Consider the following 24,656-nt stretch of genomic DNA (forward strand, 5'->3'; position numbering starts at 1 on the left):
AAGGGCATGAGCAGTACCCTGCAAAAGACGCTGAAAATAGAGATTTATTTCGATTTCATCTGCCCCTGGTGCCTGATTGGCAAACGCCAGCTGGATCAGGCCCTGGCCCTGCTGCGGGCTGAGCGGCCTGAATTGCGGGTGGAGTTGCGCTGGCACGGGGTGCAACTGCTGCCCTACCTGCCGGCACAGGGGGAGGATTTCCACGCCTTCTATCTGCGCAGACTCGGGGGCGAGCAGGCGGTGCGCCTGCGCCAGGCCCAGGTGCAGCAGGCCGCGGCCAGCGTCGGCCTGAGTCTGGACTTCACCACTATCCCCCTGATGCCGAACACCGCCGATGCACATCGCCTGTGGCAGCAGGCCAGCCAGTCAGGCTCGCCGGCTCAGCAAGAGGCCTTGCTGGAGCGGCTGTTCGCCTGCCACTTCCAGCAAGGAGGGGATCTGGGTGACGGCAGCACCCTGCTGAGGCTCGCCGAAGAGGCCGGTTTCGCGCTGGAGACGCTGGTGAGCGGCCTGCACGGGGATGGTAGCCCCTTCCAGGGGATCGCCCTGGGGCCCGCCGGTCAGGGCGTCCCCAGCTTCGTGATCGACGGCGCGCTGACCCTCTCCGGCGCCCAGCCGGTGGAGCGACTGCTCGCCAGCCTGCGCCAGGCCGTGGCCACCCAGCTTGGGGCGGCGCAGACCCGCATCGAGGTGCCCGCCAGCCGGATACCGCTCCCCGGCCAGCGCGTCCTCATCGAAGAGCAGGGCAAGAGCCTGGTGCTGTTCAACGTCGACGGCGCTTTTCATGCCATTGATGACAGCTGTCCCCATCAGGGCGCCTCCCTGTGTGGCGGCAAGCTGGAGGGGGAGGTGGTCCAGTGCCGCTCCCACGGCCTGCGCTTCAACCTGCGCACCGGTTATCTGCTGGGATCGAACCAGCTCAAGGTCGGCCGCTACCCGGTCGAGCAGGAGGGGGACAGTCTCTTCATCGTCATCGCCTCACAGGAGAGCCTCCCATGCACGCCCTCGCTCTGACGGCCCGTTTCTCGCGGGTGCGCGAGCTCGCCCCCGGTATGGCAGTGAGTCTGGTGGTGGCCGCCGCCGCCACCTTCCTGGCCGAACATTATGGCGCCCCCGTGCTGCTGTTTGCCCTGCTGCTCGGCATGGCGCTGAACTTCCTCAGCGCCGAGGGGACCTGCAAGAAGGGGATCGAGTTCACGGCACGCAGCGTGCTGCGCATCGGCGTCGCCCTGCTCGGCATGCGCATCACCCTCGGCCAGATCGCCGAGCTCGGCTGGATGCCTGTGATCCTGGTGGTGACTCTGGTGGTGGCGACCATCAGCCTCTCCGTGGTCGCGGCCAAGCTGATGGGCTTCCAGCGTTTGTTCGGCATGCTGACCGGTGGTGCCACCGCGATCTGCGGGGCCTCCGCCGCCCTGGCGCTGGCCGCCGCCCTGCCCAATCACCCGCAAAAAGAGCGCGCCACCCTGTTCACCGTGATCGGGGTCTCGGTGCTCTCGACGATCGCGATGATCACCTATCCCATGATCGCCCGCTATTTCGAGCTGACGCCGGTGGAGGCGGGGGTCTTCCTCGGCGCCACCATTCACGACGTGGCCCAGGTGGTCGGCGCCGGCTACAGCATGTCCACCGAGACCGGGGACGTGGCGACCGTGGTCAAGCTGATGCGGGTCGCCATGCTGCTACCGGTGATCGTCGTCGCCGCCATGATCACCCGGATGCAGGGGGCGGATCCCGCCTCCGGCAAGCGTCCGCCCCTGTTGCCCCTGTTTGCGGTGGGTTTCCTGGTGCTGGCCTGCATCAACAGCACAGGCTGGGTGCCCCCCGTCATCCAGAGCGGGGTCAACGATCTGTCGCGCTGGTGTCTGGTGATCGCCATCGCCGCCATCGGCATGAAGACCCAGCTCAAGGAGTTGGCGGCGGTGGGCATCAAACCCATCCTGCTGATGGTGGGGGAGACCCTGTTCCTTATCGCCCTGGTGCTGACGCTGATGCATTGGGGCATCAAGCCATGATGACGGACGTTCGCGGCACCACGCCAAATAAAGAAGAATCGTAGTAACAACGACAGCGCCCCCGTGGCCAATGGATGAGGGTCTATTGACGTTCCGTCACGACCGCGACGGCGTCAGTTTTTTCGCGAAACTAGGCGCGAGGCGTGAAGTTTGGTAGTCCAAACGAGCCGCCGAGTAACAACGTTACGCGGAAAAACTGGCCCGTCCCTGCGGGTTGTGCGGCAAAAGACGCCATGCGTTGTTGCGGGGCTTGCCAAGGGAATAACCATTACCTGCACCCCGCGCCTAGCCTGGCGTCCTTTGACGCGGCAACGCGGCTTGCGCCGAAACGTCAGTAGACCCTAGAGAGGTATTTATGAATAAGATCTATCCCAGCGCCCAGGCCGCTCTTGGCGATCTGGTGCAGGACGACATCACCATCGCCTCCGGCGGGTTTGGCCTGTGCGGCATCCCGGAGCAACTTATCGAGGCGCTGCAGGAGACCGGCAAGCGCGGCTTCACCATCATCAGCAACAACTGCGGGGTGGATGAGTTCGGCCTGGGGCCGCTGCTCTACAGCCGCCAGATCAGGAAGATGATCTCCTCCTACGTGGGGGGCAACAAGGAGTTCGAGCGCCAGTATCTCGCGGGCGAACTGGAGCTGGAGTTCACCCCCCAGGGGACGCTCGCCGAGAAGCTGCGGGCCGGCGGTGCCGGCATCCCCGCCTTCTTCACTCGCACCGGCTACGGCACGCTCATTGCCGAGGGCAAGGAGACCCGCCAGTTCGACGGCGAGTGGTTCGTGATGGAGCACGCCTTGACCGCCGACATCGCGCTGATCAAGGGTGCCAAGGCCGACAAGGCGGGCAACCTGATGTTCAACAAGACGGCGCGCAACTTCAACCCGCTCTGTGCCAAGGCGGGGCGCGTCTGCGTCGCCGAGGTGGAGGAGATAGTCGAGGTGGGGGAGCTGGCCCCGGACGAGATCCACCTGCCCGGCATCTATGTGCAGCGGCTGGTGCTCAATCCCCATCCCGAGAAGCGCATCGAGGTGCGCACCCTGAGGAGCTGATCGAGCGCTCATACCGGCATTGAGGTGCCGCGACGGGCACTCGATTCCCCCCCATTTTGAACAGCGCAGCGACCTGCGCACAGTGAGAAAGGACTTATCACATGGCCTGGACCCGTGAAGAGATGGCGCAACGCGCCGCCCTGGAGCTGCAAGACGGCTTCTACGTCAATCTGGGGATCGGCCTGCCGACCCTGGTCGCGAACTACATCCCGAACGGCATGGAGGTCTGGCTGCAGAGCGAGAATGGCCTGCTCGGCATCGGCCCCTTCCCGAGTGAGGAAGAGCTGGACCCGGATCTCATCAACGCCGGCAAGCAGACCATCACCACCCTGCCTGGCAGCAGCTTCTTCGACAGCGCCGAGAGTTTCGGCATGATCCGCGGCGGGCACATCAACCTGGCGCTACTCGGGGCCATGCAGGTCTCCGAGCGCGGGGATCTCGCGAACTGGATGATCCCGGGCAAGATGGTCAAGGGCATGGGCGGTGCCATGGATCTGGTGGCCGGGGTCAAGCGGGTGGTGGTGCTGATGGAGCACTGCGCCAAGGGCGGTGAGCACAAGATACTGGAGTGGTGCAAGCTGCCGCTGACCGGGGTCGGGGTGGTGGATCGCATCATCAGCGATCTCGCCGTGCTGGATGTGACGCCGACCGGTCTCAAGCTGGTGGAGATGGCCCCCGGCATCGAGTTCGAGCAGTTGCAGGCCGCGACCGGCTGCACCATAGCACGCTAGTGCCGTGAGTTTTCGGTGGGGAAGGGGGCCTGGGCCTTCCCCACCGTTTTTGCGTCAGTCCCCTCGAATTTTCCCTGGTAGTGGCAGCAGATGATCCTCCCTTGAGACAAGATCTCCTCCTTCTTTACCGGCTGACGACCTGAATAGGGGCTGTCTGGCACCGCTTTCAGGGGCCTTTGTCAGCGCTTGCATCCCCTGTCATCAAATGAAAAGTGGCTGACGTTCAATGGCAAGCGCGGCCCTGAAGCTAGGCCTTACAGTCGGCACACAAGAGAGAAAGACTGTCTCATCACAGTGAGCGACACCCCGGGGCCGATGCAAAACAGAGCTGCATCCTCGAGAGCCAAACAAGGTGGTGCGCCATGAGGAAGGTCATCTCCACTTGCATGAAGAAAAAGCCAACGGAAACGGCGATTAAACACAGAACAACAAATAACAAATAACAGATGACGATACTCGGAGAGACTGTAATGGATTACAAGCACACGAGTCATGGTTGCGGTGCCCTGCGCCTCAGCCTGCTGGCGACGGCCATCGCGGCCGTTCTCCTGCCAACCGTTCAGGCGGTGGAGATCGACACGGACAGTGAAGACTGGTCCGTACGTTTCGACAACACCGGCAAGTTCAACTACGGCGTACGCACCGAGAGCGCGGACTCCCGCATGCTCGCCACCCCGAACAACAACGACGGTGACTACAACTTCAAGGATTCTGGCGACACCGTCACCACCCGCTTCGATCTGCTGACCGAGCTGGACGTGGTGAACAAGGGCAACACCGGTTTTCGCATCAGTGCGGCGAGCTGGTATGACTATGCCTATGACGACGTCGGCGCGAGTGACAACCCCTTCCTCAACAACAACGGTGACCGCTCTGGCATCGCCGGCTGGGCCGGTCGCCCGGGCGCTCCCGCCATGTTTGGCCAGCCGGGGCTGAGCGATTATGCCGATCGCTACTACAACGGCCCCTCCGGCGAGATCCTCGACGCCTTCGTGTTCCACAACATGGAGATCGGTGACGAGTCGCTGCTCGGCGTCAAGATTGGCCAGCACAACATCTTCTGGGGCGAGACCCTGCTCAACCCGGTGCACTCCATCAGCTACGGTCAGTCTGGCCTGGATCTCGCCAAACTCGCGGCGTCCCCGGGCACCGAGGCGAAAGAGCTGTTCATGCCCCGCAAGCAGATCTCCGCTTCTTTCACCCTGAATCCGGAGTGGACCTTTGCCGCGCAGTACTTCTTCGACTGGGACGCAGCCCGCCTGCCGGAGGCCGGCACCTTCTACGGTGGTTCCGATCTGGTGGGCTTCGGTGCCCGCGCCTTCCTGCTGGGCCACACCGGCGGCCCCGGCCTGGCCGGCCCGAGCGGTACCCTGAGCAACATTCGCCGCGGCGAAGACATTGAGCCGGGCAAGCACGGTGACTGGGGCATCATGACCAAGTGGTCCCCCGAGTCGCTGGATGCCACCCTGGGTGCCTACTATCGCCGCACCGCCGACATCCTGCCCCAGGCGGTACTGGACGCTCGTGGCCTGAACACCGGTGGCAGAGGGCTGGCCGGGGTGCCGCTGCTGCGCAACTCGGTGGACACGGCGAGCTACAGCTTCGCCTACGGTGAGAACATCGACATCCTGGGGCTGAGCCTGTCCAAGGACATCGCCGGGGTCAGCGTTGGCAGCGATCTGAACTATCGCCACAACATGCCGCTCTCCAGCATCCCGGCCCTGCTGAGTGCCGCCGGATCTGACAGCCTGGCCAGTGGCTTCGGTGCCTTGCCACCGCGCAACGCCAACACCGGGGTGATCACCGATGACACCGATGGCTACAGCGCCACCGGCGAGACCCTGCACTGGACTATCAACGGCCTGATGACCATGGCCGACTCTCCGCTGTTTGACGGCGCCGCCCTGCTGGCCGAGTTCTATTACAGCAATCTGTTGAGCCTCAACGATCACAACAAGGCGCTCTACAAGGGTGAGGACAGCTATCAGGGTCTCGACAAGTCGACCACGGACAACTGGGGTCTGGCGGTCAACTTCACCCCGATCTGGTATCAGGTATTCCCCGGTGTCGATATGAGCATGCCGCTGTCGGTCAACCTCGGCCTGGCGGGGGTATCCCCCGTGCAGGGCGGCGGCGCCAAAGACACCGGCAACTACGCGGTCGGCCTCGGTGCCACCATCTACAACCAGTATTTCGTCGATCTGAAGTACGTGGACTCCTTCGGCAAGTCTGCCGACTGTAACGATGGCGCCACCGATGGCTCCACCCCCAACGCCCTGGATGCGACCCAGCGCAACACCTGTTATGCCGGTGGTTATTCCTCCTTCTCCGGTGGCGGCGCCACCACGGAAGACAGAGGCGCCGTCTACCTGACCCTGAAGACCACTTATTGAGTCAAGCGACCGAGTCGGAGAACAAGATGATGAAACATAAACAGACCATGCTGGCCCTGTCCCTCGCCCTGGCTTTCACCAGTCAGGCCCAGGCGGCTGTCTCCAGCAGCGAGGCACAAGCACTTGGCACCAGCCTGACCCAGGTCGGCGCCGATGCCGCGGCCAACGCCGACGGCTCCATCCCCGCCTATAACGGCGGCCTGACCACCGCGCCTGCCGGCTTCAAGGCCGGTGACAGCATGCGCCCGGATCCTTATGCGGGCGACAAGCCGCTGCTGGTGATCGACGGCAAGAACGCGGCCAAGTACAAGGGCGAGCTGACCGCCACCACCGCCGAGCTGCTGAGCCGTTTCCCGGACTTCAGAGTCGATGTCTACCCGACTCACCGCAGCGTGGCGCTGCCCAAGGCGGTGCTGGACAACACCAAACAGAACGCCCTGAACGCCAAGACCCTTGAAGGGGGCATGGCGGTGGATCAGGTGCTGCCGGGCATTCCCTTCCCGATCCCCAAGACAGGGGCCGAGGCGATGTGGAACTTCCTGCTGCGCTACCAGGGGGTGAACATCGCCACCAAATACGACTCCTGGAACGTCGATGCCGCCGGGGTGGCGGCGCTCTCCACCACGGGGCAGGCGTTCATCAACTACGCCATCTACGAGGACATGGCCAAGCCCATCTCGGCCAAGGACACCTACTACCAGATGAAGTTGTACTACACCGGGCCCGCCCGCCGGGCCGGTGAAGCCATCATGCTGCGCGATGCCGCCAACCCCCTGGAGCAGCCGCGCAAGGCCTGGCAGTACCTGCCGGGGCAGCGCCGGGTCAAGCTGGCGCCGAACCTGGCCTACGACACCCCGAACCCGGGCACCTCGGGCGCCGGTACCTATGACGACGTCTTCGTTTTCAACGGCGCGCTGGACCGCTTCGATTGGAAGCTGGTGGGCAAGCAGGAAATGATCGTGCCCTACAACACTTACAAGCTGACCTATGAGCAGGATGCCAAGGCGCTGACCACCCCGAACTTCCTGTCGCCGGATCACGTGCGCTGGGAGAAACACCGGGTCTGGGTGGTGGAGGGCAACCTCAAGGCAGGCGAGCGCCACATCTATGCCAAGCGCCGCTTCTATCTGGACGAAGACAGCTGGGTGGCCCTGGCCTCCGATCAGTACGACGCCCGTGGTCAGCTCTATCGCGGCTCCTTCGCCTTCCTGAGCCAGAGCTACGACAAGCAGACCCCGGATGCCACCCCCTTCATGATCTATGACCTGGTGGCGGGGACCTACAACATCAACGGCGTGGTGGGGCCTTACGGCGGTATCAAGTACGGCGCCTCCCTGTCGAAGGCGAAGTGGTCACCGGAGTCCCTGGCTGGCGCCGGGATCCGCTAAGCCGTCACGGGAGCCTGGTTCGTCATTGGCGAACCAGGCTCCTCGATGTTGGCGTCGGGCCGCCCTCTGGCGTCCCGCCGCACAGTGAGACAAGGACGTGGTATGGGTTCATTCAAGACGTTGGCGCCATTGATCTGCTGCGCCCTGCTGATGCAGAGCACAGGGGTGACTGCGGGGCAGGCGACCGAGTATGTGGACGTGCTGGACTTGCCGGCCAAACCGAGCGCGCTGGCCCAGCGCAGCCCCTTGCTGGATCTGGCCCGTGCCGGCAGCCGGCTGGTGGCGGTGGGGCATCGGGGTCACATCCTCTATTCCGACGACGAGGGGCAGCACTGGCAACAGGCTAAGGTGCCGGTCAGCTCGGATCTCACCGCCGTCGCCTTCCCCACGGCCGAGCAGGGCTGGGCCGTGGGGGGGGATGGGGTTGTTCTGCACAGCCAGGACGGTGGCGCCAGCTGGCAGAAGCAGCTGGACGGCCGCCAGATTGGCGAGCTGGTGCGCACATTCTATGCCGCCAAGGCTGAGATCGAGCCGGACAACGAACAGTGGGCCGCGCTGGTGGAAGAGGGCCAGCGGCTGGTGGAGGAGGGGGCCGACAAGCCGCTGCTCGACGTCTGGTTCCAAGACGACAAGGTGGGCTACGTAGTCGGAGTCTTCAACCTCATTCTGCGCACCGAGGATGGCGGCCAGCACTGGACGCCGATGCAGGATCGTACCGACAACCCGGATGGGCTCCACCTCAATGCTATCAACTCGACGGGGGAGGGGCTCTACCTCGCCGGCGAGCAGGGTCTGCTGCGCAAGTGGGATGAGGCGGCGCAACGCTTCGTTGCCCTGCCGACGCCCTACGAGGGCAGTTATTTCGGCCTCATCGGCCAACCCGGCGAACTGCTGGTCTATGGCCTGCGCGGTCACGTCTATCGCAGCACGGACGGGGGCGAAAACTGGACCCGGCTCCTGAGCCAGGTACCCATCAGCATCAGTGCGGCGGTGCAGGATGCCGAGGGTCATTTCCGCCTCTTTACCCAGGCAGGACATATGTTGCGCCAGCGTGGCAACGATCCGCTGCAGCTGGTGGCAGAGGCAGAGCCCTCACCGGTGGCGGGCGCCGTGCTGACCCCGGATGGGGTTCTGGCGCTGGTCGGCAGTCGCGGTGTGCGTACCCTGACCGTCAAATAAAGCCGTCATGGAATGACGGCCGATAACGATAACAAGAGAATGAGGATCCAGACATGGGCCATGTGAAGCAAGATTCGATGCCGGTGATCCACGAGTTGGCACAGTTCGATCGGCGCTCCGGCAACCTGCTGGAGCGGCTGGTGTTCAACCATAGACCCCTGTTTATGCTGTTGATGACGCTGGCGACCCTGGTGTTTGGCTATATGGCGACGACTCGCCTGGCGCTGGCACCCAGCTTCGAGAAGATGATCCCCCAGAGCCAGCCCTACATCAAAAACTTCCTGGAGAACCGCAGCTCCTTGCGCGGTCTCGGCAACTCGGTGCGGGTGGTGGTGGAGAACACCCAAGGGGACATCTTCGACCCCGACTACCTCGGCGTGCTCAAGCAGGTCAATGACGAGCTGTTTCTCACCGAAGGGGTCGATCGGGCCTGGATGAAATCCCTCTGGAGTCCGGCGGTGCGCTGGACCGAGGTGACCGAAGAGGGCTTCCAGGGCGGGCCCGTGATGCCGGATGCCTATCAGGGCAAGCCTGCCGACATCGAACAGCTGCGCCAGAACATCAACCGAGCCGGCATCGTCGGCAGCCTGGTGGCGAGCGACTTCAAGTCCACCATGTTGATAGTGCCCCTGCTGGACAAGGCATCCGCCACCGGCAAGCCCCTCAATTATCACGAGTTTTCCCAGCGTATCGAGCAACTGCGCAGCACAATCGAGTTTGACGGCCATCCCCACCAGGTGGGAGAGGAGGGAACCGGCAAGTACAAAATCCGGGTCATCGGCTTTGCCAAGCTGGTGGGGGATCTGATCGATGGCCTCATTCAGGTGATCATGTTCTTCGCCCTGGCGGTGGTGACCTCCCTCCTCATCATCTTCCTCTACACCCGCTGCGTGCGCAGCACCTTGCTGGTCGTGGGATGCTCCCTGATCGCGGTGATCTGGCAGCTCGGCATCGTCGCCTGGCTCGGCTACGCCATCGATCCCTACTCTGTGCTGGTGCCCTTCCTGATCTTTGCCATCGGGGTCTCCCACGCGGCCCAGAAGATGAACGGCATCATGCAGGATATCGCCCGCGGCACCCATCGCCAGATCGCGGCCCGCTACACCTTCCGCCGCCTGTTCCTGGCCGGCGTCACTGCGCTGCTCGCCGATGCGGTGGGCTTCGCCGTGCTGATGCTGATCGATATTCCCGTCATCCAGGATCTCGCCATCACCGCCAGCATCGGGGTGGCCGTGCTCATCTTCACCTCCCTCTTGCTGATGCCGGTAGCCCTCTCCTATGTGGGGGTCGGTCGCAAGGCGGCCGAGCGGGCCCTGCGGATGGAGAACAACGCCGCCGCCCACAAGGGTTTTGGCAGACTCTGGGATCTGCTCGATCGCTGCACCGAGCGCAAGTGGGCCACCCTGGTGGTGGCGCTGGGGCTGGCCATGGGGATAGGCGGCTACCTGATGAGCCTGAACCTCAAGGTCGGCGATCTGGACAGCGGGGCGCCGGAGCTGCGCGCCGATTCCCGCTACAACAAGGACAACGGCTACATCACCAGCCACTATGCGCTCTCGAGCGACCTGTTTGCGGTGATGATCAAGACGGCGCCGGAAGGCTGTCTCGACTACAAGACCCTGATCCTGGCGGATCGCCTTGGCTGGGAGCTGCAGCAGCATCCCGGGGTGCAGGCCACCACCTCGCTGGTCAATGCGGTGCGCCAGATCACCGCCGGCACCTATGAGGGCAACCCCAAGCTCGCCAGCATCCAGCGCAACCAGAACGTGCTGAACTACGCCGCCCAACAGGCCTCGGTCAACAGCCCCGAGCTGTTCAACACTGACTGCTCCCTGATGCCGGTGATTGCCTACTTGAAAGATCACAAGGCCGAGACCCTGAGTGGCGTGGTCGCCATCGCCGAGCAGTTTGCCCGTGACAACAGCACGGCGGATCGCCAGTTCCTGCTGGCCGCAGGCTCGGCGGGCATCGAGGCCGCCACCAACCTGGTGGTGCACGAGGCGAACCGCACCATGCTGCTCTACGTCTATCTGGCGGTGACCGTCTTCTGCCTCATCACCTTCCGCAGCTGGCGGGCGACCGTGGTGGCCCTGGTGCCCCTGATGCTCACCTCTGTGTTGTGCGAGGCGTTGATGGTCTTCATGGGAATAGGCGTCAAGGTGGCGACCCTGCCGGTGATCGCACTCGGGGTCGGTATCGGTGTGGACTACGCGCTCTATCTGCTGAGCGTGCAACTGCACTACCAGCGCCAGGGCCTCTCGCTGGTGGAGTCCTACCGCAACGCCGTGGCCTTTACCGGCCGGGTGGTGGGGTTGGTGGGGATCACCCTGGCCGCCGGTGTGGTGGGCTGGGCCTGGTCACCGATCAAGTTCCAGGCAGATATGGGGATACTGCTCACCTTCATGTTCCTGTGGAACATGCTGGGGGCGCTGATCGGGGTGCCTGCGCTCTCCTATTTCCTGCTCCGGGATCCCAAGCAGGTTGTGGCGAAGACGAAGGCAGAGGCGCCGCACACCAACGGGGAGCACAGCGCACCTCAGGAAAGCGTGGTGGCGAAACCGCTGTCGGCGGATGCCCGCTGATGACTGAGGGTTCGCTAACGGGAATGCAAGGAGGGAGGCACTGTGCCTCCCTCTTCTTTTAGGGTTGATAGTGCAAGGTCGGGGGGAGCAGGAAAGGGGATAGGAGATAGGAGGAGTCGCGATGCCCCCTTAGCTCCGGTGCCGAGGACGAGTGACTCACGGGGGATGGGAGAGGGAAATACAAAGAGGGAGGCCTAAGCCTCCCTCTTTGCGTCTGGCGCAAGATGTGATGTCTAGCCGTAGGCCAGGCTGGTGCGCGCGCTCTGGGCCACTCGGGGCACTATCTTGTGGCGGGTGCGCCAGGTGGCGGGCGGCATGCCGAACTGGGCGTTGAACCAGCGGGTAAAGGAGCTTGGCATGGAGTAGCCCAGCATGTCGGCGATGTGGCCGAGGGAGTAACCGGAGTTTTGCAGGTAGCGCATCACCAGATCCCGGCGCACCTCGTTGATGAGCTCGCTGAAGGTGGCACCGCTTTCCTCGAGATGGCGCTGCAGGGTGCGCACGTTCATTCCCAGGGTGCGGGCGATCTGCTCTATGGTAGCGCGCCCCATGGGCAGCAGCAGGTAAATGGCCTTGCGCACGTCGGTCAGCAAGGATTGCTGGGTCTCCACCAGCAGGGTGTCGAGATACTGGCGCGCGTGGCGGGCCATGGCCTGGTTGGCCAGGGGGTTGGGGATGTCCAGGTCGGCGGAGTGGCAGACGATGCCGTTGAACTCGCTGCCAAACTCCAGCTTGCAGCCGAACAGGCGCTTGTGGATGGAGAGATCCGCCGGGGCATCATGGGTGAAGTTGACGCTGATGGGATGCCAGTTAGCCCCCACCCCGACCTGGGATGCGCAGAAGCGGAACATGACGCCGACCGCGAGCTCAGTGGCCTGGCGCGACGGCATGGGCGCGTCCGTTATGATCTCCTCACGGATGATGACCGCCTTGCCCGCCTCTTCGATGAAGATGGCCAGCGCATTGTTGAACAGGTGGATGTATTGCACCATCACCTGCAAGGCTTCGCGCAGGTTGGGCTGATAGCCGAGCAGCAGGCTGACCTCGCCAAAATCCGACAGCTGGCGATGCTCCGCCATGCGCAGCCCCAGGCTCTGGCAGCCACCGGTGCGGGCCGAGAGTTCGAGCAGGTTGACGATGGTGGCGACCGGGATGCGCTGATTGGGGACATCCAGAATGGAGGCGCTGAGTCCGGCTTGGGACAACAGGTTGGGGGTGTTCAGGCCCAGTTGGCGGGCGACGTCGAGATAATTGGTGAGGGTGGCGGCTCTGGCAAGGAGGGTCATAATGCGGTTCCCATGGCGACAGCTCATCTGCTGGTTGTTAACTGTTTTTTATCATCTTGTTTACATCATGAAAAGGCTTATTAATAGGTCTATTAGTCTAAGATGCTCACCGGTATCACTGGATAACCCTGTGTTTCAGGCCCTTTCGCCGAGCCGTTCGCCGCTTCTTCTTTGTCATCATAGGGTTGCATTTTTGTCATTCGGCGGCTACGGCGCCATCACAAAGCGGCTGCGCCTCCGTCATAAGGCGGCTGCGCCTCTGTCACAAAAAGACAAGTCCATGGCACCCAAGGTAAAGCAGCCGGGCGCAGGGCATCTTACTGTGATGCCCATATCACCCGGTCGTCGTCGGGTCATCTGGAGAGGGGAGTGAGATGAAGCAATGGCAGCCCAAGGCCACGGTGCTGATAGTGCCTGGTTTGCGTGAGCATGTGGCGGAGCACTGGCAGACGCTGCTCGCCGCCGAGCTGGACAAGGTGGTCATTGTGTCGCCTTTAACCTCGGACAAGCTCAATTGTCGGGCCAGGGTCGAGGCCATCGAGCAGGCGCTTGCCTCCATCGAGGGGCCGGTGATCCTGGTGGCCCACAGCGCCGGCGTGTTGATGACGGTGCACTGGGCCGCGCAGAGCCAGCGCCAGATCAAGGGCGCCCTGCTGGTGACGCCGCCGGATCTCGGCGCCACCTGGCCAGCCCAGTACCCGAGTGCAGACGCCATGCAGGCTGGTGGCTGGCATCCGCTGCCGCATACCCGGCTGCCGTTCCCGAGCCTGGTGGTGATGAGCCACAACGATCCCCTGGCAAGCCGTGAGGCGGTGCAGGCCATGGCCTTCGACTGGGGGAGCGAGCTGGTCGATGCGGGGGCCGTGGGTCATCTCAACCCGGCCAGTGGCTTCGGTCCCTGGCCCCAGGCCCAGGCGCTGCTGGCGCGCCTCGATAGCTGAATATCTATTTCTTCAAGGGGACGGAGTTTCCCCGGCAGTCCACAGCTCTGTGAGCATGAATCGAAAGGAGTCCATATGGTGAAGACCAGGGTCATACCGCCAGCGCAGGGAGCCCATGCCTATCCGCTGCTGATCAAGAGCCTGCTGTTGTCGGGGGGGCGTTACTATCCCGATCAGGAGATCGTCTACGCAGACAAGTTGCGCTATGACTATCGCACCCTCAATCAGCGGATCCACCGGCTGGCCAACCTGTTGACGGCGGCGGGGGTGGGTCCCGGCGATACCGTGGCGCTGCTGGACTGGGACAGCCACCGCTCCCTCGAATGCTTCTTCGCGGTACCTATGATCGGCGCCGTGCTGCACACGGTGAACGTGCGCTTCTCGCCGGAGCAGATTGCCTACACCATGCACCACGCCGAGGATCACCTGGTGCTGGTGCACGACGATTTCGTGCCGATGCTGGAGTCCATCGCGGATCAGCTGCCCACGGTGCGAGGCTATGTCCAGCTGACCGACGAGCACGCGGCGGCGACCCGCCTGCCGGTGCTGGGGGAGTATGAGACGCTGCTGGCCGGGGCGGATGGTCACTTCGATTTTCCCGACTTTGATGAAAACTCGGTGGCGACCCTGTTTTACACCACGGGCACCACGGGGGATCCCAAGGGGGTTTACTTCAGCCACCGTCAGCTGGTGCTGCACACCCTGAATGAACTGGGCACCCTGGCGGCCCATGCGGGGCAGTCGCTGCTGCAATCACACGATGTCTACATGCCCATCACCCCCATGTTCCACGTGCACGCCTGGGGTGTCCCCTACGTGGCGACCATGCTGGGGGTGAAGCAGGTCTATCCGGGGCGCTACGAGCCCAACAAGCTGGTGCGGCTCTATCGGGAAGAGGGGGTGACCTTCTCCCACTGCGTGCCGACCATATTGCAGATGATCCTCGATTGCGACGAGGCCAGACAGGGTTCCTTCGACGGCTGGAAGATGCTGCTCGGGGGCAGTGCGCTGCCACTTGGCCTCGCCACTCAGGCAAGCAACAAGGGCATTCTGGTGCACGCGGGCTACGGCATGTCGGAGACTTGCCCGCTGCTGTGCGTGGTGCACCTCGGCGAGGCCGAGCTGGCGCTGCCCATGGACGAGCAACTGCCCTTGCGGATCCGCACCGGCAAGCCCATCGGGCTGGTGGATCTGCGCATCATCGACGAGCAGGGCCGCGAGGTGGTGCACGATGGGGAGACCATGGGGGAGATAGTGGTGCGCGCACCCTGGCTGGCTCAGGGCTATCTGAAGGAGCCGGACAAGGGGGCCGAACTCTGGCAGGGTGGCTGGTTGCACACCGGGGACATGGCCTCCATCACGCCGAATGGCACTGTGGAGATCAAGGACCGCATCAAGGATGTGATCAAGACCGGGGGCGAATGGATCAGCTCGCTGGCGTTGGAGAATCTCATCAGCGCGCACGGCGGGGTGCATTCGGTGGCCGTGGTGGGGGTACCTGACGAGCAGTGGGGAGAGCGCCCGCTGGCGCTGGTGGTTGGCAAGGAGGGGGAGAGCCTGGACAGTCAGGCCATCAAGACGCATCTGCAAGGGTTTGTCGACAGCGGCCGCATCAACCGCTGGGCCATTCCGCGCCAGATCCGCATCGTCCAGGAGATCCCCAAGACCAGCGTCGGCAAGGTGAACAAGAAGCTTATTCGTGAGCAGGAGCTGAGTACGCCGAGCAAAAACTGAGCGCAGCATCATAAAATCCCACAGCGGCCCCTCAGGCATCCTCATTGTCTGAGGGGCCGCGTTGCTTGGCCCCATGGGCTTGACTACGCTAGTTGAGTTATCACACAAGAGGCGTGCGTCATGAATAAAACCCAGACTCATCTCGTGGATGAAGAGGTGGATTTTCCAGCAAATGAACAACTTGTCTCCACCACGGATCTGCAGGGAGTCATCACCTATGCCAATGATCACTTCTGCCGGGTCGCGGGATACAGCCGGGCCGAGATGATAGGCCAGCACCACAACATGGTGCGCCATTCCGATATGCCCAAGGCGGCCTTCGCCGATCTCTGGGGCAAGCTGAAACAGGGCAAGCCCTGGCGCGGCATGGTGAAGAATCGCTGCAAGGATGGCCGCTACTACTGGGTAGATGCCTATGTCACCCCCATCTTCGAGCAGGGCCGGATCAACGGCTACCAGTCGGTGCGCAACCGCGCCGAGCCCGAGATGAAGGCCATCGCCGCCCGCACCTACGCCAGGTTGAAGGCGGTGGAGCGAGGGGAGCGCAAGGCCGGTTTCTCCCTCGGTCCTATGCGCCATGGGCTGGCCATCGTCGGGCTGGTGCTGATGCTGGTGGGGGGCGCCTATTGGATGGGGGGCTGGGAATCCTTGCTGATGTTGCTGCCACTGTTGTGGCTTGGCCTCATCTATCGGCACGAGATCATCACCACCCCCCGCTATCTGGGGCAGCTGACCCGCGAGTATGACAGCCTGACCCGGCTCATCTACTCGGGGGACGAGCCCAGCGCCATCGCCGATTTCCACATCAAGCTGCTGCAGGCCAGGATCCGGACCGTGCTCGGGCGGGTCGACGATGCGACGCTCTCCCTGCAGGAGCTGGCCGTGCACCTCAAGACGGCGTCCAGCGAGGCGAGTGCCGACATCGCCGAGCAGGATATCCAGACCCAGCAGGTGGCGACCGCCATCACCGAGATGGCGGCGACCGCCCACGAGATAGCCCGTAACATCCAGGAGACGGACAACCAGATAGCCCAGGCCAAGGTGCACTGCCAGCACACCAACCAGCAGCTGGAGGACACCCAGCACAGGGTCACCGAACTGGCCACCCAGGCCGAGCAGGCCTTCAGCGCGGCGGTGGCGCTGGCGGAGGAGTCGGATCGCATCGGGGTATTGATGAGCGAGATCCAGGGGATCGCGGATCAGACTAACCTGCTGGCGCTCAACGCGGCCATCGAGGCGGCGCGCGCCGGCGAGCAGGGGCGCGGTTTCGCGGTGGTGGCCGACGAGGTGCGCACCCTTTCCACTCGCACCCACAAGGCGACGGAGCAGATCCAGGGCAGCATAGGGCAGATCCAGCGCACCCTGAACGGCTGGAAGGGCATGATGCAGCAGAATCTGGATCAGACCCAGTCCTGTGTGAGCCTGACCCGGCAGGGTTCCGCGAGCCTGCATCAGGTGTTGGCGGAGATAGAGCAGGTGGTCGATCTCTCGACCCAGATCTCGGCGGCGGCCGAGCAGCAGCAGGCGGTGGTCGAAGACATCAGCCAGAACGTCAACGCCATCTCCCTGCACTCCCACACCAACAGCAGCAAGATGCAGGACATGGATGCGTCGAGCGACATCCTGCTCACCAAGGCGCGGCAGCTCAAATCCCTGGGGCAGACCTTCGGTTAATCACCATGAAGACGCGCATGCAACGAGGCCACCCCAGGGTGGCCTCGTTGTTTCTTTGGGAGTGTGGATTGGCGCTTATGGGCAGAGGCGGTATTGAGCTGGCTCGGGCGCTGCCAGCGCCTGTGCCGCGCTCGCGCTGTGGGGTCAGCCGGATTGTTCCGCCAACGCCGCGAAGCTGCCGCTTTTGTCATCATACATGGCCCTGTCCGCCTGGATGAGCCACTGCTCTGCGCTCCAGCCGCTCTGGTAGTGACTTACGCCTATGCTGATCCCGATGTACATGAGCTGGCCATCCACCTCGAACGGCGACTGCATGGCAAGCCGGATCACCTCGGTCACATCCTGCGCCTGACGGCAGCTGTAGTCGGGCAGCAGCAGGATGAATTCGTCCCCCGCCAGCCGGGCAAAGAAGCAGCGATGATCGATGGCATCGTCGATCCGCCTGGCCAGCTGGCAGAGCAGGGCATCTCCCTGGCTGTGGCCAAAGTTGTCATTGATGCGTTTGAAGTCATCGAGATCGCAAAACAGCAGGCAGCCGGGATTGGGGCTCTGGACCTGCCGCTCCAGCTGCTCCATCAGACTGAGGCGATTGGGCAGGCCGGTGAGGGGATCATGGCGGGCCAGTTGCAGTATCTCTTCTTCCCGTTGCTTGCGCAGGGCGACCTCCCGATTGAGCCGCTTGTTGCTGACGAACAGATAGATGGCCAGCAGCAAGATGAGGGTGCCCACCCCCAGGCTCAACAAGAACCAGGGGCGCCAGAATGTCCACTGCTCCGAGGGGGCCTGATAGAGGAAATCCGCCAGCGGTATGGGCCCTGAAATGAGGCCTATCTCCGTCAGCTGCTGCATGATGTGGGCGAAGCGATCCGGGTTCATATACCCGATCTCCACATAGAGCGGCTGGATCATCTCCTTGCTCATCTGCAGCTCGTACTCCAGATGAGCCTGAGAGCGCTGGACGCCATACTCCCGGCGCAGCAGGCTGATGGCCTCGGCCGGGTGGGAGAGGGCGTAGCGCCACCCCTTCAGGCTGGCGGCCCGAAAACGTTCAACCCGCTCCGGGTTGGCCTGCTCCTCGGCCTGGGTGGTGAACAGGATGTCACTGTAAAAATCGACGCCGTAGTTGCGGGGATTGATGATGGAGATCGGGACGCCGCGCTCTTCCAGATAAAAGGGCTCATTGCTCAGATAGGCGTTGAAAATATCGATCTTGCCCGCGATCAGATCGTCGATATTGACCGAGGTGGGAACGGGGGTGAGCTCACGCTCGTGCAGCCCCTGATAGTAGAGGGTGGCGAGCAGCTCGGCGTCCTGGTGGCCGGGAAACATCATGATCCGTTTGCCACGCATGTCCGCAACGGTGAGAATGCCGCTGTCGCGTCGGGCCAGGAAGATGGATGGCGAATGCTGATAGACGCTGGCGAGCGCCAGCAGGGGTTTGCCACTGGCGTAGCTGGTCAGCACCTCGGTGTTGCCGACCCCAAAGTCGGCGCGCCCGGCCAGCACCTCCTGCACCGGGCTTATCCCCTTGCCACCGGGTCTTATCTCGACGTCCAGTCCGGCGTCGGCATAGAATCCCTTCGCCTTGGCCATGTGGTAACCCACAAACTGGGGTTGATGCAGCCAGCGCAACTGCAAGACGACCCGATCCGGACGCTCATGGGGACGGTCACTTGCCAGGACAGGGGAAGCGTAACTGGCGCCAAGCAATAGCAGCCAAAACAAGTATCTCTTCATCCGTGCGATTCTTGTGCTGAGGGTCCATGGGGTATGGCCTGAAGGCCCATTCACATTTTATTAATAAATGACATTCTAAAGGGTTCTAGATGTACCGGATACTGTCGCAGCATAAAGATTTCATGGTGATCAACAAGGGCCCGGGCCTTGGCATGCACGATGAAGCGGGTGAACCCGGCCTGGTGAATCTGGTGCGCGCCGAGACTGGACTGGAGCTCTATCCCGTCCATCGGCTCGACAAGATGACCTCGGGGCTGCTGCTGCTGGCCCGCACGCCGGAGGCGAACCGGGCGCTCAGCATGGGGTTTGCCGAGCGGCGGGTGAGCAAACAGTACCTGGCGCTCTCCGACAGCAAGCCCAAGAAGAAGCAGGGCTGGATCAAGGGGGATATGCAAAAGGGGCGCGGCGGCAGCTGGATGCTGGCCCGCAGCCTGGACAATCCCGCCATCAGCTGGTTCGACTCGGCGCCGGTGCGCGAGGGCCTGCGGCTCTATCGCATCAAACCCCAGACCGGCAAGACCCACCAGATCCGGGTCGCGCTGAAGAGCATCGGCGCCCCCATCCTCGGGGACGAGCGCTACGGCGGCACCGCGGCGGATCGCGGCTACCTGCACGCTTGGCGTCTTTCGTTCTCTCTGGGGGAGGAGGGGTTCGATTTCGTTTGCCCCCCCGACGAGGGACAGTTGTTCCTCCTGCCCGAGCTGCACGGGGTGATCGCCGGGTTGGGTGAATGAGCCGGCTGGAGGCAGTGCCGCCCAAGGGCTGGATCCTGGCGGACTTTGACGACACTCTGGCACCGGACGACAGCCACGCCGGCCTGCTGAGGTTCATCTTGCGCCGCCGCCTCTGGCCGCTGTTGCTGCTGCCGGTCATCGCCCTGGGTGGCCTCGTCTATCTGTTGCCGAGCCGATTGTTGCCAAGCCAGCGACGCCTGGGCATCTCCCTCATCTGGTGGGCCATCACCCTCGGGCTCTCGCCCCTTGGTTGGCGCAAACTGGTGCGCGCCTATTGCCGCACCCGGCCCGGGCTGTTTCGGGAGGCCCGCGCCCTGCTGATGGCCGAAAGGGCGCGCTGCTGGGTCATCTCCGCCAGCCCCCGGGCTTTGGTCCGAGCCCAGCTCCATCGACAACTGCCACGGCTTCCCCATCGCATCACAGGCTCGCGGATGGGCTATCGCCTCGGTGGCCTGGTGCCGCGTTTTTATTGCCACGGCCAACACAAGCTGCTGCCGGAGATCCGCGCCCTCGCCCCCGTGCTGAGCCTGAGCGACAGCCCGCACGATCTGCCGCTGTTGGCGCTGGGTGAGCAGGCCTGGCTCATTAACCCGAGCCCTGCGCGCCTGCAAAAAATACAGGCGCAATTGCCCCGGATCCTGCCCAAACGCTGGTCACTGTAAGGCAAAGCTGACAGCCTCCCGGATCCTGAGGAGGCTGCCCGCAAGGCCTCCACCTCAATGTCACAATCCATTTACATTTTTGAGAGGGCAAGTCCGCAAGACTATCTGGATCCCGCCTCTTCTCTTCTGCCGTTCCCACGCCTCTAATGAAACAAGTTGTTAACAACCTGGATTGGCGAGCATCCTGGCCCTGGCCCGCTCCGTCAATCCGGTGTTACCCGATTTTATTCCCAGGCCAGCCGCAAGGAGCGCATCATGACCCCCTCTTCTTCCTCTTCCCACACCATCAACCCCCTTGGCACGGACGGCTTCGAGTTCGTCGAATACACGGCGCCGACGGCCAAAGGCATTGCCGCCCTCAAGGCGCTGTTCGTCTCCCTGGGGTTTGCCGAGGTGGCGCAGCACAAGCACAAGCAGTGCTGGCTCTATCGTCAGGGGGACATCAACTTTGTGGTCAACGCCGAGCCCCACTCCCAGGCGGAGCAGTTCGCCAGCGCGCACGGGCCGAGCGTCTGCGGTATGGCGTTTCGGGTGAGCGATGCGGGCCGTGCCCAGCAGTACGCCATCGCCAAGGGGGCCAAGCCCTTCGTCGGCAAGATAGGGCCCATGGAGCTCAACATCCCCGCCATCTACGGCATCGGCGAGAGCACCCTCTCCTTTGTCGACCGTTATGGCGACAAGGGCTCCATCTATGAGGTGGACTTCGTCTTCTACCCCGACTGGCAGGCGCGCATGGGGGCGGTGGATGCCGGGTTGATCGAGATCGATCACCTGACCCACAACGTGCAGCGCGGCAACATGGATCTCTGGTCCCAGTTCTACGAGCGGATCGGCAACTTCCGGGAGATCCGCTACTTCGACATCGAGGGCAAGCTGACCGGCCTGCATTCCCGCGCCATGACGGCCCCCTGCGGCAAAATTCGCATCCCCATCAACGAGTCCTCCGACGACAAGTCCCAGATCGAGGAGTACCTGCGCCAGTACAAGGGGGAGGGGATCCAGCACATCGCCCTCGCGTCCAGCGACATCTACCAGACCATCCGCACCCTGCGCGGGCGGGGCACCGGCTTTATGCCAACACCGGATACCTATTACGAGGGGGTGAACCGCCGGGTGGAGGGCCATCAGGAAGATCTGGAAGCGCTCAAGGCGCTGCGGATCCTGATCGATGGCTCGCCGACCAAAGATGGCATCCTGCTGCAGATCTTCACCGACACCGTCATCGGCCCCGTGTTCTTCGAGATTATCCAGCGCAAGGGCAACGAAGGCTTCGGTGAGGGCAACTTCCAGGCACTGTTCGAATCCATCGAGCTGGACCAAATTCGCCGTGGCGTGCTGACTGGAGAGGGGCATGGCGAGAAGAACGGAGAACTGAACGATGCGTAACTGGATCAGTTTCCCCCACCGGGAGGGGACCCACTCCCGTCAGGCCCACGCCGACCTGCCCGAGCAGGCCATCTACGAGCGCGAGCTCGGGCGTGCCGGCTTCTTCGGCCCCGCCACTCACATGCACCACAAGCACCCTCCCACCGACTGGGTGGGTTGGGAGGGGCCGCTGCGGCCCAGAGCCTTCGATCTCAACGGCCTGCAGGAAGAGATAAGCTCCCTCTCCCCCTGGGTGATGCCGGACATACTGCACAATGCCCACTGCCGCTACCGGGTCTGGCGCTTGGCCGATGCCATGCCGTTTCTGGTGCGCAACGCCGACGGCGACGAGCTGCTGTTCATCCACGAGGGGAGCGGCGAGTTCTATTGCGACTACGGCCATCTCACGCTGAAAGAGGGGGACTATGTGGTGATCCCCCGTGGCACAATGTGGCGCATAGAGCCAGCAGAGCCGATGTTTATTCTAATGATCGAGGCGACCGACGACAGCTATCAGCTGCCGGACAAGGGTCTGGTGGGAAATCATGCCATCTTCGATCCGGCGGCGCTGGACGTGCCCGCCATAGACCCGGCCTTCCTGGCCCAGCAGGATGAAAATCCCTGGTCCCTGCAGATCAAACGCCACAACCAGGTCTCGGTCGTCACCTGGCCCTTCAACCCGCTCGATGCCCAGGGCTGGCACGGGGACTTGTGTGTAGTGCGCCTCAACTGGCGCGACATCCGTCCGCTGATGAGCCACCGCTATCACCTGCCTCCTTCGGCCCACTCCACCTTCGTGGCGAGCCGCTTCGTGGTCTGCACCTTCGTGCCGCGCCCCATCGAGAGCGACCCCGGCGCCCTGCGGGTGCCCTTCTACCACAGCAACGACGACTTCGACGAGGTGCTCTTCTACCACGCCGGGGACTTCTTCAGCCGGGACAACATAGAGCGGGGCATGGTGACCTTCCACCCCGCAGGTTTTACCCATGGCCCCCATCCCAAGGCGTTTGCGGCCGGTCGCGCCCACGCCAAGACCTTCACCGACGAGGTGGCGGTGATGCTCGACACCCGCGATGCCCTGAGTGTGGGCGGTCTGTGCGAGGGGGTGGAGAACCCCCGCTACGTCAACAGCTGGCTGCGTCCCGGCCCCTCCACAGCGCCAAGCGGCAAATAAGGATCCTCTATGAAACTGGCAACCTTGAACAACGGCAAGCGCGACGGCGCCCTGGTGGTGGTGAGTCGCGATCTGAGCCTTGCGGTGCGCGTGACCCAGATAGCCCCGACCCTGCAGGCGGCCCTCGATGACTGGGCCGAGCTGGCCCTAGAGCTTGCGGCTGTCTATCAGGCACTCAATGACGGCGCCTGCGCCGATGCTTTTGCGTTCGATGAGGCAGCCTGCCTCTCGCCGCTGCCCCGGGCCTACCAGTGGGCCGATGGCAGCGCCTACGTCAATCACGTGGAGCTGGTGCGCAAGGCGCGTGGCGCCGAGCTGCCGGACAGCTTCTGGCACGATCCCCTGATGTATCAGGGGGGCTCCGACAGCTTCCTCGCCCCCCGGGGCCCCATCCTCATGGGATCCGAGGAGTGGGGCATCGATTTTGAATCCGAGGTGGCCATCATCACCGACGACGTTCCCATGGGGACCAACCCGGAAGCCGCCGCTCAGCACATCAAGCTGCTGATGCTGGTGAACGACGTCAGCCTGCGCAACCTCATCCCCGGCGAGCTCGCCAAGGGCTTTGGCTTCTTCCAGTCCAAGCCGTCCAGCGGCTTCTCGCCGGTGGCCATCACCCCGGACGAGCTCGGCCAGGATTGGCGCGAAGGCAAGGTGCACCTGCCGCTCCTGACCCACCTCAACGGCGCCCTGTTTGGTGCCCCGGATGCGGGGCTCGACATGACCTTCAACTTCTTCGAGTTGGTTGCCCACGCCGCCAAAACCCGCCCCCTCGGGGCGGGCTGCATCATCGGCTCCGGCACCGTTTCCAACTACGACAGAAGCAGGGGTTCTTCCTGCCTCGCCGAGCTGCGCATGCTGGAAATTATCGAGTCAGGTCAAGCCACTACACCCTTCCTGCGCTTTGGTGATACAGTGTCCATCGCGATGCAGGATCGCAACGGGATGAGTCTGTTTGGCACCATTTTTCAGCGGGTCACGCAAATGGAGGCCAGTCAGACAAGCTAAGAACCTGTCACGTTCTGTCACGAGAGGTCGTCAGCAAGGTAAAGAGCAGCGCAGGAACCGGAGTTTATAGATATAAATGAGGATTCCGAGCAGCACATGAGCCTTGATCACGGCCTCGCAGTAAGATCGTGAGCAGGTTCTAAGGAAGCCTGGGCCGGTACAAGGCCGGCAGGCGACACGGCAGGTGGCGGACACCTGCCATCACAGGGACAGAATATGCTGCAGTTGTTTGGATATTGGCGTTCATCGGCAAGCTATCGGGTGCGTCTGGTGTTGCAACTCAAGGGACTCGGTTATGAGCAGCACCCGGTGCATCTGGGCAAGGGCGAACAGAAAGAGAAAGCCTATCGCCGGCTCAATCCTCAGGGGCTGGTACCTTTCCTCATCGACGGCGAGGTGCAGATTGGCCAGTCCGTGGCCATCATGGAATACCTCGACGAGACCTATCCCGCCTATCCCCTGATGCCCTCGGCCCCCATCGATCGGGCCAGGGTGCGCCAGATAGTCAACATGATTGCCTGCGACACCCATCCCCTGAACAACCTGCGGGTGCTCAATTACCTGGAGCAGGAGCTGGGGCAGGGCAAGACGACGCGGGACATCTGGTATCGCCACTGGATTGACGAGACCTTCACCGCCCTCGAGCAGTTGCTGATGACCACCGCCGGTGTCTACAGCGTCGGCAACGAGGTGACCCTGGCCGACTGCATGCTGGTGCCTCAGGTCTACAACGCCCACCGTTTCAATATGACCCTGGACGACTACCCCACCATCGCCCGCATCGTCGCCAACTGCGAGCAGTTGCAGGCCTTTATCAAGGCCGCCCCCGCCAATCAGCCGGATGCGCAGGGGTGATTTCCCCACTTATGCTTTGCTAAAGAAATGCCCCGTTCTGGTCGGGGCATTTTTAAAAAATTGGCAAGTTTTAGTCAGCCAGTGGGTGTACTTTTGGATGACACTTTAAATATGCAGTGTAGAACGAATGTAGTGGTCTAATCATCC

General features: G+C 63.1%; 19 protein-coding genes. 17 read left to right on the forward strand and 2 right to left on the reverse strand.

Annotated elements, in window-relative coordinates; all coding sequences use genetic code 11:
• Positions 1-6: 6 nt before the first annotated feature.
• The 8 genes from LG30_RS21580 to LG30_RS0110915 all read left to right on the forward strand — a co-directional run bounded on the left by LG30_RS21580 (position 7) and on the right by LG30_RS0110915 (position 11,339).
• Positions 7-1,014, forward strand: coding sequence for a DsbA family protein (locus LG30_RS21580; protein WP_081966155.1), 1,008 nt, complete (start codon positions 7-9; stop codon positions 1,012-1,014).
• Positions 996-2,015, forward strand: coding sequence for a YeiH family protein (locus LG30_RS0110885; RefSeq protein WP_033130735.1), 1,020 nt, complete (start codon positions 996-998; stop codon positions 2,013-2,015). Before LG30_RS21580 ends, LG30_RS0110885 begins: the two co-directional genes overlap by 19 nt.
• Before the next feature lie 355 nt (positions 2,016-2,370).
• The gene (locus LG30_RS0110890) at positions 2,371-3,066 is read left to right on the forward strand and encodes a CoA transferase subunit A (protein WP_033130736.1); all 696 of its coding nucleotides are present in this window, start codon (positions 2,371-2,373) and stop codon (positions 3,064-3,066) included.
• Positions 3,067-3,167: 101 nt separating this feature from the next.
• The gene (locus LG30_RS0110895) at positions 3,168-3,797 is read left to right on the forward strand and encodes a CoA transferase subunit B (RefSeq protein ID WP_033130737.1); all 630 of its coding nucleotides are present in this window, start codon (positions 3,168-3,170) and stop codon (positions 3,795-3,797) included.
• Between the two features lie 470 nt (positions 3,798-4,267).
• The gene (locus tag LG30_RS0110900; protein WP_052100991.1) at positions 4,268-6,190 is read left to right on the forward strand and encodes a DUF1302 domain-containing protein; all 1,923 of its coding nucleotides are present in this window, start codon (positions 4,268-4,270) and stop codon (positions 6,188-6,190) included.
• A gap of 26 nt (positions 6,191-6,216) precedes the next feature.
• Entirely contained in the window at positions 6,217-7,578 is a 1,362-nt protein-coding gene (locus LG30_RS0110905; protein WP_238566422.1) for a DUF1329 domain-containing protein, read from the forward strand.
• A gap of 102 nt (positions 7,579-7,680) precedes the next feature.
• The gene (locus tag LG30_RS0110910; RefSeq protein ID WP_033130738.1) at positions 7,681-8,757 is read left to right on the forward strand and encodes a WD40/YVTN/BNR-like repeat-containing protein; all 1,077 of its coding nucleotides are present in this window, start codon (positions 7,681-7,683) and stop codon (positions 8,755-8,757) included.
• Positions 8,758-8,810: 53 nt separating this feature from the next.
• Positions 8,811-11,339, forward strand: a complete 2,529-nt coding sequence (locus tag LG30_RS0110915; RefSeq protein WP_033130739.1) for an efflux RND transporter permease subunit — start codon at positions 8,811-8,813, stop codon at positions 11,337-11,339.
• A 233-nt stretch (positions 11,340-11,572) separates the two neighbouring features.
• Here the strand turns inward: LG30_RS0110915 and LG30_RS0110920 are convergent, their stop codons facing one another.
• Complete coding sequence (locus tag LG30_RS0110920) at positions 11,573-12,625, reverse strand: AraC family transcriptional regulator (RefSeq protein ID WP_033130740.1); 1,053 nt, start codon at positions 12,623-12,625, stop codon at positions 11,573-11,575.
• 374 nt (positions 12,626-12,999) lie between these two features.
• Here LG30_RS0110920 and LG30_RS0110925 point away from each other — a divergent pair, with 374 nt between their 5' ends.
• The 3 genes from LG30_RS0110925 to LG30_RS0110935 all read left to right on the forward strand — a co-directional run bounded on the left by LG30_RS0110925 (position 13,000) and on the right by LG30_RS0110935 (position 16,974).
• A complete protein-coding gene (locus LG30_RS0110925; protein WP_033130741.1) occupies positions 13,000-13,566 on the forward strand; it encodes an RBBP9/YdeN family alpha/beta hydrolase in 567 nt (188 codons plus the stop codon).
• 75 nt (positions 13,567-13,641) lie between these two features.
• The gene (locus LG30_RS0110930; protein ID WP_033130742.1) at positions 13,642-15,300 is read left to right on the forward strand and encodes a fatty acid--CoA ligase; all 1,659 of its coding nucleotides are present in this window, start codon (positions 13,642-13,644) and stop codon (positions 15,298-15,300) included.
• 120 nt (positions 15,301-15,420) lie between these two features.
• Positions 15,421-16,974, forward strand: coding sequence for a methyl-accepting chemotaxis protein (locus LG30_RS0110935; protein ID WP_033130743.1), 1,554 nt, complete (start codon positions 15,421-15,423; stop codon positions 16,972-16,974).
• A gap of 144 nt (positions 16,975-17,118) precedes the next feature.
• Here LG30_RS0110935 and LG30_RS0110940 read toward each other — a convergent pair whose 3' ends face one another.
• A complete protein-coding gene (locus LG30_RS0110940; RefSeq protein ID WP_033130744.1) occupies positions 17,119-18,711 on the reverse strand; it encodes a GGDEF domain-containing protein in 1,593 nt (530 codons plus the stop codon).
• Between the two features lie 89 nt (positions 18,712-18,800).
• Between LG30_RS0110940 and LG30_RS0110945 the strand changes: the two genes are divergently transcribed.
• The 6 genes from LG30_RS0110945 to maiA all read left to right on the forward strand — a co-directional run bounded on the left by LG30_RS0110945 (position 18,801) and on the right by maiA (position 24,509).
• Positions 18,801-19,445, forward strand: a complete 645-nt coding sequence (locus LG30_RS0110945; RefSeq protein ID WP_033130745.1) for a TIGR01621 family pseudouridine synthase — start codon at positions 18,801-18,803, stop codon at positions 19,443-19,445.
• Complete coding sequence (locus LG30_RS0110950; RefSeq protein WP_033130746.1) at positions 19,442-20,107, forward strand: HAD family hydrolase; 666 nt, start codon at positions 19,442-19,444, stop codon at positions 20,105-20,107. Before LG30_RS0110945 ends, LG30_RS0110950 begins: the two co-directional genes overlap by 4 nt.
• A 252-nt stretch (positions 20,108-20,359) precedes the next feature.
• On the forward strand, positions 20,360-21,493 hold the full coding sequence (gene hppD, locus LG30_RS0110955) for a 4-hydroxyphenylpyruvate dioxygenase (protein ID WP_152599204.1): 1,134 nt from the start codon (positions 20,360-20,362) through the stop codon (positions 21,491-21,493).
• Positions 21,486-22,646: a homogentisate 1,2-dioxygenase gene (locus LG30_RS0110960; protein WP_033130748.1), complete on the forward strand. Its 1,161-nt coding sequence runs from the start codon at positions 21,486-21,488 to the stop codon at positions 22,644-22,646. Before hppD ends, LG30_RS0110960 begins: the two co-directional genes overlap by 8 nt.
• 9 nt (positions 22,647-22,655) lie before the next feature.
• A complete protein-coding gene (locus LG30_RS0110965) occupies positions 22,656-23,654 on the forward strand; it encodes a fumarylacetoacetate hydrolase family protein (protein ID WP_033130749.1) in 999 nt (332 codons plus the stop codon).
• Positions 23,655-23,870: 216 nt separating this feature from the next.
• Positions 23,871-24,509, forward strand: a complete 639-nt coding sequence (gene maiA, locus LG30_RS0110970) for a maleylacetoacetate isomerase (RefSeq protein ID WP_033130750.1) — start codon at positions 23,871-23,873, stop codon at positions 24,507-24,509.
• Positions 24,510-24,656: the final 147 nt, after the last annotated feature.

The organism is Aeromonas aquatica (assembly GCF_000764655.1).
GTDB lineage: Bacteria > Pseudomonadota > Gammaproteobacteria > Enterobacterales > Aeromonadaceae > Aeromonas > Aeromonas aquatica.

Bases quoted from the DNA above. Each gene is read 5' to 3' on its own strand.
- LG30_RS0110935 (WP_033130743.1), top strand. From the start codon at position 15,421: ATGAATAAAACCCAGACTCATCTCGTGGATGAAGAGGTGGATTTTCCA.
- LG30_RS21580 (WP_081966155.1), top strand. From the start codon at position 7: ATGAGCAGTACCCTGCAAAAGACGCTGAAAATAGAGATTTATTTCGAT.
- LG30_RS0110890 (WP_033130736.1), top strand. From the start codon at position 2,371: ATGAATAAGATCTATCCCAGCGCCCAGGCCGCTCTTGGCGATCTGGTG.
- LG30_RS0110925 (WP_033130741.1), top strand. From the start codon at position 13,000: ATGAAGCAATGGCAGCCCAAGGCCACGGTGCTGATAGTGCCTGGTTTG.
- LG30_RS0110905 (WP_238566422.1), top strand. From the start codon at position 6,217: ATGATGAAACATAAACAGACCATGCTGGCCCTGTCCCTCGCCCTGGCT.
- LG30_RS0110940 (WP_033130744.1), bottom strand. From the start codon at position 18,711: ATGAAGAGATACTTGTTTTGGCTGCTATTGCTTGGCGCCAGTTACGCT.
- LG30_RS0110915 (WP_033130739.1), top strand. From the start codon at position 8,811: ATGGGCCATGTGAAGCAAGATTCGATGCCGGTGATCCACGAGTTGGCA.
- LG30_RS0110885 (WP_033130735.1), top strand. From the start codon at position 996: ATGCACGCCCTCGCTCTGACGGCCCGTTTCTCGCGGGTGCGCGAGCTC.
- LG30_RS0110900 (WP_052100991.1), top strand. From the start codon at position 4,268: ATGGATTACAAGCACACGAGTCATGGTTGCGGTGCCCTGCGCCTCAGC.
- LG30_RS0110930 (WP_033130742.1), top strand. From the start codon at position 13,642: ATGGTGAAGACCAGGGTCATACCGCCAGCGCAGGGAGCCCATGCCTAT.
- LG30_RS0110945 (WP_033130745.1), top strand. From the start codon at position 18,801: ATGTACCGGATACTGTCGCAGCATAAAGATTTCATGGTGATCAACAAG.
- LG30_RS0110920 (WP_033130740.1), bottom strand. From the start codon at position 12,625: ATGACCCTCCTTGCCAGAGCCGCCACCCTCACCAATTATCTCGACGTC.
- LG30_RS0110965 (WP_033130749.1), top strand. From the start codon at position 22,656: ATGAAACTGGCAACCTTGAACAACGGCAAGCGCGACGGCGCCCTGGTG.
- LG30_RS0110910 (WP_033130738.1), top strand. From the start codon at position 7,681: ATGGGTTCATTCAAGACGTTGGCGCCATTGATCTGCTGCGCCCTGCTG.
- LG30_RS0110895 (WP_033130737.1), top strand. From the start codon at position 3,168: ATGGCCTGGACCCGTGAAGAGATGGCGCAACGCGCCGCCCTGGAGCTG.
- LG30_RS0110950 (WP_033130746.1), top strand. From the start codon at position 19,442: ATGAGCCGGCTGGAGGCAGTGCCGCCCAAGGGCTGGATCCTGGCGGAC.
- LG30_RS0110960 (WP_033130748.1), top strand. From the start codon at position 21,486: ATGCGTAACTGGATCAGTTTCCCCCACCGGGAGGGGACCCACTCCCGT.
- maiA (WP_033130750.1), top strand. From the start codon at position 23,871: ATGCTGCAGTTGTTTGGATATTGGCGTTCATCGGCAAGCTATCGGGTG.